Source organism: Klebsiella sp. FDAARGOS_511 (assembly GCF_003812845.1).
In the GTDB taxonomy this organism is placed as follows: Bacteria; Pseudomonadota; Gammaproteobacteria; order Enterobacterales; family Enterobacteriaceae; genus Klebsiella; species Klebsiella grimontii.
On record NZ_CP033824.1, the window covers coordinates 5,121,611 to 5,138,830 of the forward strand.

The window sequence follows — 17,220 nt, forward strand, 5'->3', positions numbered from 1 at the left end:
CCTTTAGTTCTCCAGCTGCATGACCTTAAGCAGCGTCTCCAGCAGGCCGGGAAAGCGCGCGTCTAAATCTTCCCGGCGCAGCGAAATCAAGTTCTCCCGCCCCTGTGGCCGCTGCCAGATCACACCGCTGTCGCGCAGGACGCGCCAGTGGTGGGTCATAGTCGACTTTGCCACATCTTCATGACGCAGGGCGTTACAGCTCTGCTCGCTGCCGTCGGCAAGGATGCGGATAATCTCAAGCCGTAGCGGGTTACCGAGGGCGAAAAGGACATTTTCGAGGCGAATTTGTTCACGTTCGGGGTGATTGGCGATCATACTATTCCTGTGTCGGCGGTTGCGCTGCCTTACGAGCAGCGGCCCGTATCGGCGGCTGGCCGGTAATATACCCAAACTGCTTTTCTAAAGCCACGCGCGTCGTCGCAGCTTCACCAATAGTAACGATAGCAAAAATAGTTCGAATATACTCGTACAGTTGTACTATAATAGATGCCGTTATATGAACGGCGGCCAATTCCGGCCGCCTGCTGACAGTCAAAATGACTAAGGACGCATCATGCCCCGACCCATCCCCCTCGAACGTTATCGCAACATCGGTATCTCCGCGCATATCGATGCCGGCAAAACCACCACCACCGAGCGCATCCTGTTTTATACCGGGATGAGCCACAAGCTGGGGGAAGTACACGATGGCGCGGCAACCACCGACTGGATGGCGCAGGAACAGGAGCGCGGGATCACCATTACCTCTGCGGCGGTGAGCTGCTTCTGGCCCGGCATGGACCGCAGCTTTGAGCCGCACCGGATAAACATCATCGATACCCCCGGGCACGTGGATTTCACCATCGAAGTGGAACGTTCTATGCGCGTACTGGACGGCGCGGTGATGGTTTACGACTCCGTCGGCGGCGTGCAGCCGCAGTCGGAAACCGTCTGGCGGCAGGCGAATAAATACCACGTTCCGCGGCTGGCCTTCGTCAACAAGATGGACCGCCCCGGCGCGGATTTTTTCCGCGTGGTGCAGATGATGACCGATCGCCTGAAGGCCAATCCGGTACCGATTGTGATCCCGGTTGGCGCCGAAGAGCACTTTACCGGGGTGGTGGATCTCATCAAAATGCGCGCTATTTTGTGGGACGACGCCACCCAGGGGATGACCTTCAGCTATGCCCCTGTGCCTGACGATCTCATGGAAACCGCCCGGCTGTGGCGGGAGAAAATGGTCTCGGCGGCGGCCGAAGCCAGCGACGAACTGATGGATAAGTATCTCGAAACCAGCGAGTTGAGCGAGGCGGAAATCGTTGCCGGACTGCGCCAGCGCACGGTGAAGGGCGAAATCCAGGCGGTGCTGTGCGGTAGCGCGTTTAAAAACAAAGGCGTGCAGCGGATGCTTGATGCGGTGGTTGAGCTGATGCCGTCGCCGCTGGATATCCCGGCTATTCAGGGCGTGGATGAGAAAGGGCAGTCCGCGGAACGTCACCCGAGCGACGACGAACCGTTCTCGGCGCTGGCCTTCAAGCTGATGACCGACCCCTATGTCGGACAGTTAACCTTTATCCGCGTCTATTCCGGGACGTTGAAAAAAGGCGATGCGGTGTGGAATCCGGTGAAAGGTAAGAAAGAACGCATCGGACGCATCGTGCTGATGCAGGCCAACGATCGCCATGAGGTGGACGAACTGCACGCCGGGGATATTGCCGCCTGCGTCGGCCTGAAGGATGTCACTACCGGCGACACGCTGTGCGACCCGGATGCGGTGATTACCCTCGAACGGATGGAGTTTCCGGAGCCGGTGATTTCACTGGCGATTGAACCGAAAACCAAAGCCGATCAGGAGAAAATGGGTATCGCTCTGCAGCGGCTGGCGGCGGAAGATCCGTCGTTTCGTCTGCATACTGACGAGGAGTCCGGCCAGACGATCATTTCCGGGATGGGCGAGCTGCATCTGGAGATTATCGTCGACCGCATGAAGCGCGAGTTTGGCGTTGAGGCGAATATCGGGCGTCCGCAGGTGACCTATCGCGAGACGATCCGCAAAACGGTCAAAGAGGTGGAAGGCAAGTTTGTCCGCCAGTCCGGCGGGAAAGGGCAGTACGGCCATGTGGTGTTGACCCTTGAACCGCTGGAGCCTGGAAGCGGTTTCGTGTTTGAAGACGCGACCAAAGGCGGCGTGGTGCCGCGCGAGTACATCCCTTCAGTGGAAAAAGGGCTGCGCGAAGCGATGGGCGCTGGCGTGCTGGCGGGCTATCCGGTAGTGGATATCAAGGCGACACTGACGTTTGGTTCGTATCATGACGTCGACTCCTCGGAGATGGCTTTCCGCATGGCGGCGATATTTGGCTTCAAGGAAGGGGCGCGCAGGGCCGACCCGGTAATTCTTGAACCGGTGATGCACGTGGAAGTGGAGACCCCGGAAGAGTATGCCGGGAATATTATGGGCGATCTCTCCTCCCGTCGCGGAATGGTGCAGGGGATGGAAGAGCGCTTCGGCAGCCAGATTATTCGCGCCGACGTGCCGCTGGCTGAGATGTTTGGCTATTCCACCACGCTGCGTTCAATGTCCCAGGGCCGGGCGACCTACAGCATGGAGTTCCACCACTACGCGGAAGCCCCGCGCAACGTGGCTGAGGCGATTATCGCCAGCCGCGCCAAAGGCTAAGCAACGTTCCCGGGTGCGACGCGAGCTGTCTTACCCGGGCTACGAGCCCTGCCATCGTTTGTAGCCCGGGTAAGGCGTTAGCCGCAACCCGGGAATTTCCTCCCATCAAACAATATCCTGCGCGTACTGCCACAGCGCCTTCAGCTGCGCCAGCTTCTCTTTATCATCCGCATGCTGCTGATACAGCATCTGCAGCTCATCGGCGTAGGCCTGTAAAAACTCTGGCGTAAACACCTCACGACGGTGTTCTAACCAGCGCTGCTGCTCGGCTTCATCGAGCGTACCGGGATAGTTGCGCGCGCGATAGTTGAAAAGCAGACGCTCAATACGCTTATCGGCAAAGGTAATATCCAGCGCCGGCAGGTTATGCGGCTCGGTCTCAAGCACGATTTTCATTGCCGCGCGGTCGGCATCGCTGAAAAAGCCGTTATACAGCTGGGCATCGACGTTATCGGAAGGCACAAACGGCTCCGCTTCGGCAAAAATCGCCACCACTTTTTCGCGCACCTGCGGATTGGCCCGCAGCAGCTGGGCGTTATCCAGACAGCGCTGGATATTGATGCCCAGCCGGTCGGCATCCTGCGGACGCAGAGTGTTTTGCTGCGCCAGCACCGGGCATTTATTGAGGTGAACCAGCTTAATCGGCACCGCGGGCAGGTCGCCCAGCTCGCTTTTCGGCGTATACAGCCGCTCGCGCAGGGTGTCGGCATCCAGATCCAGCAGGGGAGCGATATCCCCGGCCAGGTCGACCATAATCACCGCGTTACGGTTGTCAGGGTGCCACGCCAGCGGGGCCACCAGGCTGGTGTTGCCGCGCGCCGCGCCAAACATGCCGGAAACATGCACCAGCGGTTTGATTTGCGGCACATCGATCAGCGTCGCCAGCTTGCGTTTGTTGCGATAGGTATATAGATAGTCAAACAGGCGCGGCTGCTGGGTTTTCACCAGTTTTGCCATCGCGATGGTGGCGTAAACGTCGGCCATCGCGTCGTGGGCGTTGCTGTGCTCAATGCCGTTGGCGACGGTCAGATGCTCGAGGCGGAAGCTCGGTAAGCCCTCTTCGTTTTCCGGCCAGTTGATCCCTTCCGGGCGCAGCGCGTAGCAGGCGCGCATCACATCCAGCAGATCCCAACGGGAGTTGTCGTGTTGCCAGCTCCAGGCGTAAGGATCGTAAAAATTGCGATAAAAGATATTGCGCGTCACTTCGTCATCGAAGCGCACGTTGTTGTAGCCGACGATGCAGGTTTTTGGCACCGTGAACAGATCGTGAACGCGACGGGCAAAGGCGGCTTCGCTGTCGCCCTTGGCGTTCGCCTCCTGCGGCGTTATCCCGGTGACCATGACCGCCTGCGGCTGCGGCAGATAGTCATCGGCGATCCTGCAGTAGAACACTTCAGGTTCACCGACGATATTGAGGTCTTCATCGGTACGGATGGCGGCAAACTGCGACGGTCGGTCGAGCGAAGGGCTGGTGCCGAAGGTCTCGTAATCGTGAAACAAAAATCCGGGCTGGTTGGCGCGATCTTGCATAATCTGTTCATTATCCCTGGTGGCGAGCAGCCATCATGGTAAACGATTTGCCGGGCCATCAGAAGGGTATCCCCTTTGTCCTGCGTCGGCGATGTCATATTTTCTTGCAATTAAACCCTGATTTGAAACGAGAAGTTCCGTAAAAAGGACGGCGAATCTGTCAATTTAGAGGATATGCCGTTGAAAGGCCGTTTGTTTATTGCTGTATCTTTGCTCGCTGCGAGCGTTTCCTGCGCATTTGCCGCCAATGATTTTCCCGTCAACGTGACGCCTCCTTCTATTCAGGCCGGTTCCTGGGTGCTGATGGATTACACCACCGGTCAGATCCTGACCGCCGGTAACGAGCATCAGCAGCGCAATCCCGCCAGCCTGACCAAACTGATGACCGGCTACGTGGTCGATCGCGCCATCGACAGCCACCGCATCACCTTTGATGACATCGTCACCGTCGGTAAAGACGCCTGGGCGCAGGGTAACCCGGTCTTTAAGGGTTCTTCGCTGATGTTCCTTAAGCCCGGCGATCGGGTCAGCGTACGCGACTTAAGCCGCGGACTAATCGTTGACTCCGGCAACGATGCCTGCGTGGCGCTGGCGGACTACGTCGCCGGCGGCCAGCCCCAGTTCGTCGCGCTGATGAACAGCTACGTGGAAAAACTGCATTTGCAGGATACCCATTTTGAAACCGTCCACGGTCTGGATGCGCCGGGTCAGCACAGTTCGGCCTACGATCTCGCCGTGCTCTCGCGGGCGATTATTCACGGCGAACCGGACGTCTACCATATGTACAGCCAGAAGAGCCTGACCTGGAATGGCATTACCCAGCAGAACCGCAACGGTCTACTGTGGGATAAGACCATGAACGTCGATGGTCTGAAGACCGGCCACACCTCGGGCGCCGGCTTCAACCTGATTGCCTCCGCGGTGGACGGCCAGCGCCGGCTGATTGCGGTGGTGATGGGCGCCGACAGCCCGAAAGGGCGTGAACAGCAGGCGGCGAAGCTGCTGCACTGGGGGCAGCAAAACTTCGATACCGTCCAGGTCCTGCAGGACGGCAAGCAGGTCGGCGTTGAGCGAATCTGGTATGGCGATAAAGAGCAGATTAAGCTGGGGACCGATCAGGACTTCTGGCTAGCGCTGCCGAAGCCGGAAGTCGCGCGCATTAAGGCCAAATACGTGCTGGATAACAAAGTGCTGGAAGCGCCGATTGCCGCCCACCAGCGGGTGGGCGAAATCTCCCTTTACGATGGTGATAAAGTGGTGGCCCACTGGCCGCTGGTGACGCTGGAAAGCGTTGGCAAGGGCGGCATGCTGTCGCGCTTTAGCGATTACCTGCATCAAAAACTGTAACTGTCCCGCCGCTCCGCCCGGAGCGGCATTTCGTAGCTGTTTGATTATTATGCCGCTTCGGTTGGCGCTTCGTTTACTTTCACTCCATTACCTTACCCGGTCACCCTTCAGGAAAAAGCCTGGCGTTTCTGCGCCATAAATGGAGCTGGGAAGATGAAATATTTTGCGCGTAGTGCGCTTTCTCTGGGACTTATCGCCGTTTTTAGCACCTCCAGTTTTGCCTCTGGCCTCGTTCTGGCCGATAACGAATTTCGCAATGATTTAGCCTGGTTATCCGACCGTGGAACCCTCGCGTTAAGCCTGTCGACCTGGCCTCTGAGCGAAGAGGAGATTAACCGCGCGCTGGCCAATGCCCATCCGACAACCTCAGCAGAGCGGGTCGTGTTGAACCGGGTGAATCAGCGATTAAGCGCGCTGAAAGCCGATGTGCGCATCACTGGCTACAGCGCAACCGACAAGCCGGGCACGCCGCAGGGGTTTGCGCAGTCCTATCCCGCCGACCAGTCGCTTTCTCTCGCCCTGAACAACAGCGGCGAATGGTGGGATCTGCACCTACAGGGCAATGTTGAAGGCGACAAGCGTATCAGTAACGGTTCGAACGTGAACGCCAACGGGGCATACGGCGCGGTAAAGCTGTGGAACCAGTGGCTGGCGTTCGGGCAAATTCCGCAGTGGTGGGGGCCGGGCTACGAGGGCAGCCTGATTCGCTCCGATGCCGCGCGACCGATGACCGGTTTTCTGCTGCAGCGTGCCGAACAGCGCGCGCCGGAAACCTCCTGGCTGAGCTGGATTGGCCCCTGGCAGTATCAGCTTTCCGCCAGCCAGATGAGCCAGTATGCCGCCGTACCGCATACCAAAATCTTCGGCGGTCGCCTGACTTTTTCGCCAATCTCCTCGCTGGAACTGGGGGCCTCGCGCATCATGCAGTGGGGCGGCGAAGGGCGACCTTCATCATTCAGCAGCTTCTGGGATGGTCTGACAGGTAATGACAACACCGGCGAATCGGCCGACGATCCCGGCAACCAGCTGGCCGGTTTTGATTTTAAGCTGAAGCTGGCGCCCACACTCGGCTGGCCGGTGAGCATTTACGGCCAGATGATCGGCGAGGACGAAGCCGGATATTTACCCTCGGCGCATCTCTATCTTGGCGGCGTGGAAGGGCATCACCAGTGGAACAGCAATGCGGTTAACTGGTATCTGGAAGCCCACGATACTCGTTCGAACATGGGGCGCACCAACTACATCTATAACCACTTCATCTATAAAGACGGCTACTACCAGCAGGGCTATCCGCTGGGCGACGCGATGGGCGGCGATGGGCGTCTGTATGCCGGTAAGGTGGAGCTGGTAACCGAAGAGAATCAGCGCTGGAGTGCGCGTCTGGTCTACGCTGAGGTCAATCCGAAGAACCAGCGAATCAATAAAGCCTTCCCGCGCGCCGATACGCTGAAGGGCGTACAGCTGGGCTGGAGCGGCGATGTCATGCCGACGGTACGCCTGAATACCTCCGTGTGGTACACCGACGCTAACCACAGCGCCAGCGACGATGTCGGGGCCAGCATCGGCGTTGAGCTGCCGTTCAGTTTATAACCGGACGGCGGTGGTTTTTTACTCTTCTTGCCGCGCGGATTTGTGAATTGCCGCACATACTATGGCTGATAGTACTGCTAATTTATGTGTATATATATACAGTATTTTATCAACGGTGGAGGCAGCATGGAATATAACGTTAAGTCCGTGGGCAAGAAGAAAATTGCCGGGTTTCATCTGGTCGGGCCCTGGGAGCAGACGGTTAAACAGGGGTTTGAACAGCTAATGATGTGGGTTGATAACTGCCAGGTTCCGGCGCAGGAGTGGGTGGCCGTTTACTACGACAATCCTGATGAGGTCCCGGCGGAAAAGCTGCGCTGCGCGACCGCCGTCACGGTGGCGGAAGACTACTCAATCCCCGCCAACAGCGAAGGCGTGATGATGACCGATATCGCCGGCGGAGAGTACGCGGTTGCTCGTGCCAGAGTCGAGAATTATGACTTTGCAACGCCGTGGTATCAGTTCTTCGAGAGCCTGACGCAAAGCAAAACGCACCAGATGGCGATGAAACCCTGCTTTGAAGTCTATCTTAACGATGGTAACCAGGACGGCTACTGGGATATTGATATGTATATCGCGGTTGAGCCTGCGGTGAAGTAAATCGAACATTGTCCCTTCGCTGGACAAGGTTTATTACATTCGCGTGATGCTTGCGGCGAAAAAGCAGTTACAATTGGCCTTTTCGTTGTGTCGGAGTAGGTTGTGCGCGCGGATAAATCACTTAAGCCATTTGAAATTCGGCTGTATCGCCATTACCGCATCGTCCATGGCGTGCGAATAGCATTGGCCTTTGTGCTCACCTTTGTGCTGGTGCGCCTGCTTAACGTTCCTGAAGGCACCTGGCCTCTTATCACCCTGGTTGTGGTGATGGGGCCAATCTCCTTCTGGGGAAACGTCGTACCGCGCGCGTTTGAACGCATCGGCGGCACGATCCTCGGCTCGGCGCTCGGGCTGGTGGCGCTTAAGCTGGAGCTCATCTCGCTGCCTATCATGCTGCTGTGGTGCGCGGTGGCGATGTTCCTGTGCGGCTGGCTGGCGCTGGGCAAAAAGCCTTACCAGGCGCTGCTGATTGGTATCACCCTGGCGGTGGTTGTCGGCGCGCCGCCGGGCGATATGACGACCGCGCTGTGGCGAAGCGGCGATGTTATCTTCGGTTCCCTGCTGGCGATGCTGTTCACCGGTATCTGGCCGCAGCGAGCCTTTCTGCACTGGCGCATCCAGATGGCCAACTACGTCACCGCCTTCAATCGGCTTTATCAGGCCGGCTTCTCGCCGAACCTGGTCGAGCGTCCGCGTCTGGAAAAGCACCTGCAAAAGGTCCTCAACGACGTGGTGAAAATGCGCGGATTGATTACGCCCGCCAGCAAAGAGACGCATATCCAGAAAGCCATCTTTGAGGCGATCCAGACCGTTAGCCGTAACCTGGTGTGCATGCTGGAGCTGCAAATCAACGCTTACTGGGCGTCGCGTCCCGGCCACTTCGTGATGCTTAATGCCCATACGCTGCGCGAAACCCAGCAGATGACTCAGCAAACGCTGCTGACTATCGCCCACGCCCTGTATGAGGGCAACCCGCAGCCGATCCTGGCCAACAATGAAAAGCTCAACGAAATCGTTGCCGAACTGCGCCAGCTCATCAAAGAGCAGCAGGACGACAATTTCTCCGAAACGCCTATTCATGGTTATGTGTGGTTAACTATCGAGCTGGCGCGCCAGCTTGAACTGCTGTCGCATTTAATCTGCCGGGCATTGCGTAAATAAAGACCAGACTCGCGTGGTTTTTCCATCGCTTGCTTCGATTCAGCAGCGTTTAGGGTTATGATAACGGCAAAGGAAAAAACATTGTCATCAGCGGCTGCTAACAGTTATGTTAGCCCTATGTAGCAGTCGCTTTAGCGAATCCGAATCTCAAATATTAGGGGTATAAAAATGGAAACAACTAAGCCTTCTTTCCAGGACGTACTGGAGTTTGTTCGCCTGTACCGTCGTAAGAACAAACTGCAGCGTGAAATTCAGGACGTTGAGAAAAAGATCCGTGATAACCAGAAGCGCGTCCTGCTGCTGGACAACCTGAGCGACTACATTAAGCCGGGCATGAGCGTTGAAGCTATTCAGGGCATCATTGCCAGCATGAAGAGCGATTACGAAGATCGCGTTGACGATTACATCATCAAAAACGCCGAGATCTCCAAAGAACGTCGCGACATCTCTAAAAAGCTGAAAGCAATGGGCGAAGCGAAAGTAGAAGATAAATCTGCCGAGTAATGCCCGTTTAAGCGCTCTGGCGGCGCTCGCTGCCGGAGCTCCTCTTCTTTCTCTTGCGCCATCTCGCAAATCCTTCGCAAAACAGCCTCTGCAACGCTGAATCTTTCCCCAGGAATTTGGTATACTTCCGCGGTAAACATATTGATATCGGAAGGGTTTATCTCATGCTGTCCCTGCAACAGGTGCCGCCGCGATGATACTGATGACCGGCGACGCGCTTAGCGGCCAACGCCGCGACGCCGAATCTTTACTCAACTCTTTCGTTTCGGCGATCTACATCGCTACCTCCCGGATATCCGACAATCAAATCGCTGCGCGCATTCAACACCACCGTGATACCCGGCTTGCCCACTGGCGGCTGGAAGAACGCGGCCGCGCTAAAGCCGCTCGTACAAGTCAGGTTACGGCCGACGGCGGAGGTGCATAACCGCTGGCCGCAGGGTTTATCGACAGGAGTCCTCTCTCAATGATTAAGTCTTTTTTTGCCGCATTATCGTTTATCAGCCGCCTGCCGGTCCCGGCGCGTTTATCCCAGGGGCTGGAAATTGAACAATATCAACGCAGTATTGTTACTTTTCCCTTTGTCGGCCTGCTGCTGGGGGCGATTGCCGGCGCCGTCGTGATGCTGCTCCAGCCGTGGTGCGGCGGCCCGCTTGCCGCGCTGCTCGGCGTGCTGGCGCTGGCGCTGTTGACCGGCGGTTTCCATCTTGATGGGCTGGCGGATACCTGTGATGGCATCTTCTCCGCCCGCCGCCGCGAACGGATGCTGGAAATTATGCGCGACAGTCGGCTGGGCACTCACGGCGGGCTGGCGCTGATTTTCGTGCTGATGGCTAAAGTGCTGGTGGTCAGCGAGGTGGCGCTGCGCGGTACGTCGGCGCTTGCCGCGCTGGCGGCCGCCTGCGCCATCGGTCGAGGTATGGCGGTGCTGCTGATGTATCGCCAGCGCTACGCCCGCGAAGAGGGGCTGGGCAATCTGTTTATCGGCAAAATAACGCTGCGTCAGTCGCTGATTACCATGGGGATCGCCCTGGCGCTGGCGACGCTGCTGCTCGGGGTCAACGGTCTGCGGGCGGCGCTTATCACGCTGGTACTGGTCTGGGCGTTAGGTCAGGCGCTGAAGCGTACCCTGGGCGGGCAAACCGGCGACACACTAGGCGCGGCGATTGAGCTGGGCGAAGTCATATTTCTGCTGGCTCTGCTGTAGGATTGGTTTTCATCCCGGCTCGCGCTGCGCTTAGCCGGGCTACGGGTTAGCAGCAGTCTGCGGGCCGGTAGCCCGGACAGGCGCATCGCGCCGCCTCCGGGGAATATGGCGGGGTAACGGATCGGCGTGGCTTCTCCCGGCTCGCGCTGCGCTTAGCCGGGCTACGGGTTAACAGCAGCCTGCGTGCCGGTAGCCCGGACAGGCGCATCGCGCCGCCTGCGGGAAATGTGCCGGGATATTATCCGGCACTTATGCCTATAGCGCTTTTTGCCATACGCTCTGCGGCAGGAGATAAACGTCCGCCGGTGCCGTCATGCCGTCGGTCACAATATGCTGAATGCCGCTGGCCATCACCGCCAGGGTGACGTCAAAGGCGTTCAGGCTATCGCCAAAGCCCGCGGTCAGGTTGAGCATCGAACCGTTCGCCATCAGATAAACGGTTTTATCGCCCATCCGGTAAGCGTTGATATAGGGCATGACCTCTTCATGACTGAACTGGCGCAGGTACTCGCAATCAATCTCTTCCGCCACGTGACCCACGTTGAGAATAAACACCCCATCTTTGGACTTATCCAGCGCCTGGCGGTTAACGACTTTTTTGCCGCCGGTCGCCGTGGCCACCACGTCCGCCGAGGCGATAGCCTCCTGTAATTCAACGACGTGCCAGCCGTCATAGGCCGCCTGTAATCTCCGTGCTGGGTCGATTTCCGCTACCATCACCTGGCCGCCGAAGGCCTTCGCCGCCGCCGCGACGCCCTGACCGACCAGACCATAGCCGATGACCAGCACTTTTTTCTCATGCAGGGTCAGGTGGGTCGTCTGGAAAAAGGTATGCCACGCGGTCAGGCCGACCATATGACGGTTGTGCAGGCCTTCCTTAACCGGCAAATCATCCCAGTTAAAAATCGGATAGCCAGGACGAATATCGCCCAGACGGCTCACGCCCGAACCCGTCGCTTCAAGCCCGGCGACAACGTTGCCAAACTCCCCGCGCTGATGCAGTAGGGTAGTAATGTCCGCGCCCATTTCGCACAGATGCGTCGGCTGCCAGGCAATCGCTTTTTCCCACGACTGCTGCCAGTCGGCGTCGCTCATATCGCGCCATGCGCAGGCCTCCGCGCCGCGTTCTACCAGCCAGGCGACAACCTCATCCTGTACCGTGGTTGGGTTACAGGTGGTGAGAAAAACCTTCGCGCCTTTCTCCAGGATCCCCTGCACCAGCGGGATCATTTTCATATCGAGATGCATACAGCAGGCCAGACGCACCTCGCTGAGATCGGGCAGGGCGGCGACCTGACGCAGGGTGCGCGGCATATTCTGACTGGCCCATGCGATTTCTTTCTCTAATTTTATTTTGTTATTCAACGTGTTTGACCTTCAATCCATAGAATGCTGATACCCAGAGGTGAGGGGATTTTAACGTAGCGCGCGCCGTTTTTATATTCACAAAATGAATGGCCAAAAGCCACGAAAAAGACATGGTTGTTAAAATAAGGTTAAAAAAAGAAAATGAAGCATAAGTTTTTACGATGACGTAAGCGAGCAGCAGGATGTTAAGCGTATTACCCGGATCGCTCTTTTCGCGGATCCGCATTTTTCTCGGTCGCCTGAAGCCACACGCTTTACCGGTCGCCAGAAAACATATTGTTCTGGCCTCGATCGGCGCCGGGACCGGCCTGGCGGTGACCAGTTTGTTCAGCCACTGGCTGTTAGGCGAGGTTAATATCTGGTTTATCGCCCCCATGGGCGCCTCGGCGGTACTGCTGTTTGGCGTCCCAAGTAGCCCGCTGGCCCAGCCGTGGTCGATAGTCGGCGGCAACGTGCTCTCGGCGCTGATCGGCGTGACCGTGGGCATAGCGATCCCGAACCTGGCGCTGGCCTGCGGCGTGGCGGCAGGGCTGGCGATCGCCGGTATGTACTTCCTGCGCTGCCTGCATCCGCCGGGCGGAGCGGTGGCGTTAACGGCGATCCTCGGCGGGGCGGGGGTACAGAGCGAGGGCTACCACTTTGTTCTGACCCCGGTATTACTCAATTCCCTGATGCTGGCGCTGCTGGCTATCGTCTTCAACAACCTGGTCGGACGACGCTACCCGCACCCGCTGGCCGCGGAAGAGGTGAAGGATAAAGCGGTACCGCTGGGCCTGTCGGTGACCCGCGATGATATTCACGCGGCCCTGCTGGACGGCCAGTTTCTCGACATCGATGAAGACGATGTGCAGGAGCTGCTGGAAAATATAGAACAACAGGCCAGACTGCGGATTGCCGGCGCCCGCCGATCCTGATTTTCCCACCACCCGCAGGGCGATGCGGCGAGCCGCATCGCCGCCAGGGCTAAAGTTCGCCGATAACGTACTGCGCCACGCCGCGGCCAAAACTCCAGTCCCCTTTGTGGTTGCTGATGAGCGAGATCATCAGGTCGTCGCCGCTCAGCCCGCACTGCTCCTCAAGCTCAGCCTGCAGGGTGGCATAAAAAAGCTGCTTCTGCGCTTCGCTGCGCGGGCTGGTATAAACCCTCACCACCACTACGTCCCGGCTTCGCGTCAGCCCCAACCCGGTATCTTCAATAATCATATGGTGAGCTTTGTTTTCGTGAACAATCTGGTAGCGGTCGCGCTCTGGCACCTTGAACGCCCGCACCACGGCGCGATGTGCCGCATCCAGCAGGGTTTTGATCTCGCTCTCGCTGCGTCCTTCAATGATATCAAACGTCAGTAATGGCATAGCAGATGATCCTTATTGTCGGGTTAGCGGTCTGTGAATGTGATGCTAACCAATGCTGATGACGGCAAAAACCGCTATATTTGAACGCATTGTTTTTCTCTGTGAACAATCGATATGCGCGAGTTACGCCCGGAAATTTACTGGACCCATCTGTACTGGCTTACGGTGCTGGAGGAGCAAAAAAGCTACACCCGCGCTGCGGAAAAGCTGGCGGTCAGCAAATCCGCCATCAGCCAGAAAATTAGTGAACTGGAGCGGGTCACCGGGAAAACGCTGGTGCACCGCACCACCCGCAACGTGACCCTAAGCGAAGATGGCCTGCGGCTGGTGGCGGAACTGAACGAGCCGTTTGGGCAGATCCGTGAGATCTTTACCGGCACCTGCGACGAAGAAGGCGGCCCGCTACGCGGCACCCTACGCCTGACCGCGCCGGTGGCATTCTCACGTCAGCAGCTGGTCCCGGCCATTACCCCTTTTCTGCATCAGCATCCGCAACTTCATCTCCAGCTGGAGGTGACCGATCGGCTGGTGTCACTCGCCAGCGAGGGGTTCGACCTCGCCATTCGCCACTGTCGTCGCGAGCTGCTGCCGGAGACCCACGTGGCCTGGCCGCTGTGCCGTACGACCACTCTGGTGGTCGCCTCGGCGGACTATATTCGCCGCTTTGGCCGTCCCGATTCGCCTGACGCGTTGCGTCAGCATCAATGCCTGACCTACCCGCGCGGGCCGCAAAGCCCGCACTGGACCTTTGAGCGCAACGATGAGCGGGTGAGCGTTAAGGTGCAGGGGCCGTTTGCCACCAATAACAGCGAATCCCTGCGCGACGCGGTGCTGGCGGGGCTGGGCATTGCCTTACTGCCGGATTTTAGCGCCAGGGAGGCGATTGGACGCGGGCTGGTACAGGAACTGCTGCCGGGATGGCGGTCGGTGGATGTGTTTGCGGAAAGTCTCTACGTCATTCGCCCCTACACGCCGCGCGTATCGCGGGCGGTAGAGACCTTTAGCCGCTATCTGAAGGCGACCTTCAGCTGATATTATCCAGCTGCTGCGCCAGCGCCTCGCGAAAGCGCGGCAGCAAATCGGCCCCGTCTGAAATCAGCTCCGCCAGGGTCACGGTTTTATCGGCGCGGTAAACCCGCCCGCTGCCGAGCCGGGCTTCAAAATCATTGGCTGCCCGGTGAGCCTCGGCCAGGTCGGCATCCAACAACACCACCGCGTGCGCGAGAACCACATGGCCTTGACCTTCGGCCATCGGTCGCCAGTACTGTGCCGTGCCGGCTATTTTTCGCGCACCCCCGCCCTCGCCGCAGGCCAGATTGTAGCGACCATCGCAAAATGAACCCTTGACCGCCTGAAAGTGGCTTGTCACCCCGAAAGCCGCCAGCGTGCGCTGCAGCAGCGCGCAGAGGGAAAGATAAATCGGCTCTGCGGCTTCGCCCAGCGACTGATAAACCGGCCAGGCCAGGCTGAGATTAACAATTCCCGGCCCCTGCGGCACCAGCCCGCCGCCGGAGCGGCGCAGCCAGACCGGCCATCCCCGTCTGGCGAACTGCTCGCTCGTCGCCGGGAGTTCAGCAAATTTCCGATAGCTTCCCGGCACCACAAACCCCTGCGGGGCCTCCCAGAGCTGAGCCACCGCTTCCCCGTCGCGAGCCTGATCAAACAGCGGCTGCTCGGCCAGCGTTGGGTCTGCGCAGTAACGAACCGGCAGCTGCTGGTGGTTAAAACGCAGCGGCCAGCAGGGATCCTGAGTCATCATTTCTCCTTACAGATGTTCTTCGTCATGGCGGCTGGGTTTCATCAGCATCGCCGTGAGGGCGGAGAGCAGGCAGCCCGCGGTCAAGTAGATAGCGACGCTATGCCAGGCGCCGCCCGATAAGGTGACCAGGGCGGCGGCGATAAACGGCGTAAAACCGCCGCCGACGACGCTGGCGACCTGATATCCCACTCCGGCACCGCTGTAGCGATAGCTGGCGCCGAACATTTCGGTAAACATCGGCTGCTGTACACAAACCACCATGTCGTGCGCGATATTCGCCAGCATGAGCGCGAAAAACAGGATCCAGAAGTAAGACTGGCTTTCGAGCGCCATAAAGAATGGGAAGCCGCTGAGGGTACCGATCAGGGCGCCGGTGATATAGACGCGGCGTCGGCCGAAGCGGTCCGCCAGCCAGGCGAAGCAGGGGATCGTCAGGCAGCTGATGGCGCCGACGAGCAAGCCAATATTCAGGAACAGCTCGCGCGGCAGACCGAGGTTTTGCGTCGAATAGTTGAGCGCAAAGGCGGTCACGATATACATGGTTAGCAGTTCGCACAGGCGCAGACCGATAATCATTAAGAACGCGCCCGGATGGCGGAGTAGCGCTTCCACGACCGGCAGACGCTTTTTCTTTGGCTGCTGCTGCTGTTCGCGCTGCTGCTGTTCAAATTCGGCGGATTCCGCCATACCGTTACGGATCCAGAGCGCCGCCAGCACCAGCACGACGCTAAACAGGAACGGCAGACGCCAGCCCCAACTGAGGAACTGTTCATCGGTGGTGCAGGAGCTTATCAGCGATACCAGCCCGGTAGAGAGCAGCAGCCCGACGCCGTAGCCCACCTGCACGCCGCTGCTGTAAAATGCTTTCTTATTTTTCGGCGCACTCTCTACCGCCAGCAGCGCCGCGCCGCCCCATTCACCGCCCACCGCAAACCCCTGGACGGCGCGCAGCAGGACCAGCAGAACCGGCGCCCACCAGCCAATCTGGCTGAAGGAGGGAAGCAGACCGATACAGGCGGTGGCGATCCCCATCATCCACACCGTCAGCATCAGCATGCGTTTGCGGCCGAGGCGATCGCCAAAATGGCCAAAGATAATGCCGCCGAGAGGGCGGAACAGGAAGCCGACGCCGAAGGTGGCAAACGCGGCGAGGGTCCCCATTGCCGGGCTGATTTGCGGGAAAAATTCCCGGTTAAATACCAGCGCGGCGGTGATACCGTAGAGAAGAAAGTCGTACCAGTCGACCACGGCCCCGGCGAAGCTGCCCCAGGCCGCTCTGCGGGCGCGGTTGAGTGAGCATGCCTCCTTGCCGGGGCGTTGAGAAATTAACGTTGAGTCCATACCTGTCCTGTCTGTTGCTGAGTTTCTAATTATTGGAATGAGACGCTTTTCGGATCCGCGCCAGACTTGAGACTACCGCGCGGACGGTTAAGAGAAAAGATTTTTACCTTCTCTGCGCGTTTAAAGGCATAAAGGGTTTGCTTAACCAGGCGCGGGACGTCCTTGCGACGCGTTCAGAATGTGAGCTTCGGAGTCCGCTTATTGTTTTAAATTTTAATTTTTGAACTCAATGGGGACACCTTTTAAGAAATGACTTAAATGGTTTACAATTAACAAGTCTCCAATTTCGGAAGGGTGAGTTAAATGCGTTTAATTTTTGCAGCTTTATTTTGTGTTATGGTTTCCCCTTTCGCTTTTGCAGAAAAACTGCCAGCGCCGGTGGGCAAACCCGTTTTAACTATTTCCGGCCTGATTAGTAATACGAATGAGGGTGATACCGCCGTTTTTGATGTCGCGGCATTAGAAAAACTGGGGATGGAAACGGTGATCACAACCACGCCGTGGTACTCGGGAAAGGTGCGCTTTGACGGCATTTCCCTCAGTAAACTCATGGATTTAGTTGGCGCCAAAGGTAAGTCGGCGCGGGTGCTGGCGCTGAACGATTACACTACCCTCGTCCCCATTGATGATTTTCATAAATTTCCGGTAATTTTGGCTTTAAAAATGAACGGCGAATATATGCGCATTCGCGATAAAGGGCCTTTATTTATTGTTTATCCCTACGACAGTAGCCCGGAATTGCAGAATCAGATTTATTATTCCCGTTCGGCATGGCAGGTTTCGAAGATTATAATTGAGTAAGGG

General features: G+C 57.9%; 17 protein-coding genes. 11 read left to right on the forward strand and 6 right to left on the reverse strand.

What is annotated here, in order from left to right:
- Positions 1 to 3: 3 nt before the first annotated feature.
- A complete protein-coding gene (locus EGY08_RS25730; protein ID WP_004122375.1) occupies positions 4 to 315 on the reverse strand; it encodes an ArsR/SmtB family transcription factor in 312 nt (103 codons plus the stop codon).
- A gap of 238 nt (positions 316 to 553) precedes the next feature.
- On the opposite strand from EGY08_RS25730, the gene fusA reads away from it, so the two are divergent.
- Positions 554 to 2,656 (forward strand): elongation factor G, encoded by a 2,103-nt coding sequence (gene fusA, locus EGY08_RS25735; RefSeq protein ID WP_049112948.1) that lies wholly within the window; start codon positions 554 to 556, stop codon positions 2,654 to 2,656.
- 105 nt (positions 2,657 to 2,761) lie between these two features.
- Here fusA and sbcB read toward each other — a convergent pair whose 3' ends face one another.
- Positions 2,762 to 4,186, reverse strand: coding sequence for an exodeoxyribonuclease I (gene sbcB, locus EGY08_RS25740; RefSeq protein ID WP_123829126.1), 1,425 nt, complete (start codon positions 4,184 to 4,186; stop codon positions 2,762 to 2,764).
- Between the two features lie 180 nt (positions 4,187 to 4,366).
- On the opposite strand from sbcB, the gene dacD reads away from it, so the two are divergent.
- From dacD to cobS, 7 genes are all read left to right on the forward strand, one after another.
- Entirely contained in the window at positions 4,367 to 5,533 is a 1,167-nt protein-coding gene (dacD, locus tag EGY08_RS25745; RefSeq protein ID WP_004122363.1) for a serine-type D-Ala-D-Ala carboxypeptidase DacD, read from the forward strand.
- A 153-nt stretch (positions 5,534 to 5,686) separates the two neighbouring features.
- Entirely contained in the window at positions 5,687 to 7,123 is a 1,437-nt protein-coding gene (locus tag EGY08_RS25750; protein WP_123829127.1) for a capsule assembly Wzi family protein, read from the forward strand.
- A gap of 126 nt (positions 7,124 to 7,249) precedes the next feature.
- The gene (gene sbmC, locus EGY08_RS25755; protein ID WP_123829128.1) at positions 7,250 to 7,723 is read left to right on the forward strand and encodes a DNA gyrase inhibitor SbmC; all 474 of its coding nucleotides are present in this window, start codon (positions 7,250 to 7,252) and stop codon (positions 7,721 to 7,723) included.
- Between the two features lie 102 nt (positions 7,724 to 7,825).
- Entirely contained in the window at positions 7,826 to 8,884 is a 1,059-nt protein-coding gene (locus tag EGY08_RS25760) for an FUSC family protein (protein ID WP_004122357.1), read from the forward strand.
- 168 nt (positions 8,885 to 9,052) lie between these two features.
- The gene (locus EGY08_RS25765) at positions 9,053 to 9,388 is read left to right on the forward strand and encodes a DUF496 family protein (RefSeq protein WP_004103624.1); all 336 of its coding nucleotides are present in this window, start codon (positions 9,053 to 9,055) and stop codon (positions 9,386 to 9,388) included.
- 193 nt (positions 9,389 to 9,581) lie between these two features.
- Positions 9,582 to 9,815 carry a bifunctional adenosylcobinamide kinase/adenosylcobinamide-phosphate guanylyltransferase gene (locus EGY08_RS25770; RefSeq protein WP_123829129.1) on the forward strand — a complete coding sequence of 78 codons (234 nt, stop codon included), beginning with the start codon at positions 9,582 to 9,584 and terminating at the stop codon, positions 9,813 to 9,815.
- 39 nt (positions 9,816 to 9,854) lie between these two features.
- Positions 9,855 to 10,595 carry an adenosylcobinamide-GDP ribazoletransferase gene (gene cobS, locus EGY08_RS25775; RefSeq protein WP_004122352.1) on the forward strand — a complete coding sequence of 247 codons (741 nt, stop codon included), beginning with the start codon at positions 9,855 to 9,857 and terminating at the stop codon, positions 10,593 to 10,595.
- Between the two features lie 255 nt (positions 10,596 to 10,850).
- Here cobS and EGY08_RS25780 read toward each other — a convergent pair whose 3' ends face one another.
- Positions 10,851 to 11,960 (reverse strand): adenosylhomocysteinase, encoded by a 1,110-nt coding sequence (locus EGY08_RS25780; RefSeq protein ID WP_087829196.1) that lies wholly within the window; start codon positions 11,958 to 11,960, stop codon positions 10,851 to 10,853.
- 185 nt (positions 11,961 to 12,145) lie between these two features.
- Here EGY08_RS25780 and EGY08_RS25785 point away from each other — a divergent pair, with 185 nt between their 5' ends.
- Positions 12,146 to 12,877, forward strand: a complete 732-nt coding sequence (locus EGY08_RS25785; RefSeq protein ID WP_004122344.1) for an HPP family protein — start codon at positions 12,146 to 12,148, stop codon at positions 12,875 to 12,877.
- Between the two features lie 49 nt (positions 12,878 to 12,926).
- Here the strand turns inward: EGY08_RS25785 and EGY08_RS25790 are convergent, their stop codons facing one another.
- Entirely contained in the window at positions 12,927 to 13,316 is a 390-nt protein-coding gene (locus EGY08_RS25790) for a tautomerase family protein (protein WP_123829130.1), read from the reverse strand.
- Positions 13,317 to 13,430: 114 nt separating this feature from the next.
- Here EGY08_RS25790 and EGY08_RS25795 point away from each other — a divergent pair, with 114 nt between their 5' ends.
- On the forward strand, positions 13,431 to 14,348 hold the full coding sequence (locus EGY08_RS25795) for a LysR family transcriptional regulator (protein WP_004122339.1): 918 nt from the start codon (positions 13,431 to 13,433) through the stop codon (positions 14,346 to 14,348).
- Here the strand turns inward: EGY08_RS25795 and EGY08_RS25800 are convergent.
- Both EGY08_RS25800 and shiA read right to left on the reverse strand, forming a co-directional pair.
- Positions 14,341 to 15,072 (reverse strand): lipoyl protein ligase domain-containing protein, encoded by a 732-nt coding sequence (locus tag EGY08_RS25800; RefSeq protein WP_123829453.1) that lies wholly within the window; start codon positions 15,070 to 15,072, stop codon positions 14,341 to 14,343. The genes EGY08_RS25795 and EGY08_RS25800 overlap by 8 nt on opposite strands.
- Before the next feature lie 9 nt (positions 15,073 to 15,081).
- Complete coding sequence (shiA, locus tag EGY08_RS25805; RefSeq protein ID WP_004122334.1) at positions 15,082 to 16,416, reverse strand: shikimate transporter; 1,335 nt, start codon at positions 16,414 to 16,416, stop codon at positions 15,082 to 15,084.
- A 303-nt stretch (positions 16,417 to 16,719) separates the two neighbouring features.
- Between shiA and EGY08_RS25810 the strand changes: the two genes are divergently transcribed.
- Positions 16,720 to 17,217 (forward strand): molybdopterin-dependent oxidoreductase, encoded by a 498-nt coding sequence (locus EGY08_RS25810; protein WP_004122319.1) that lies wholly within the window; start codon positions 16,720 to 16,722, stop codon positions 17,215 to 17,217.
- The last annotated feature ends 3 nt before the right edge of the window (positions 17,218 to 17,220 follow it).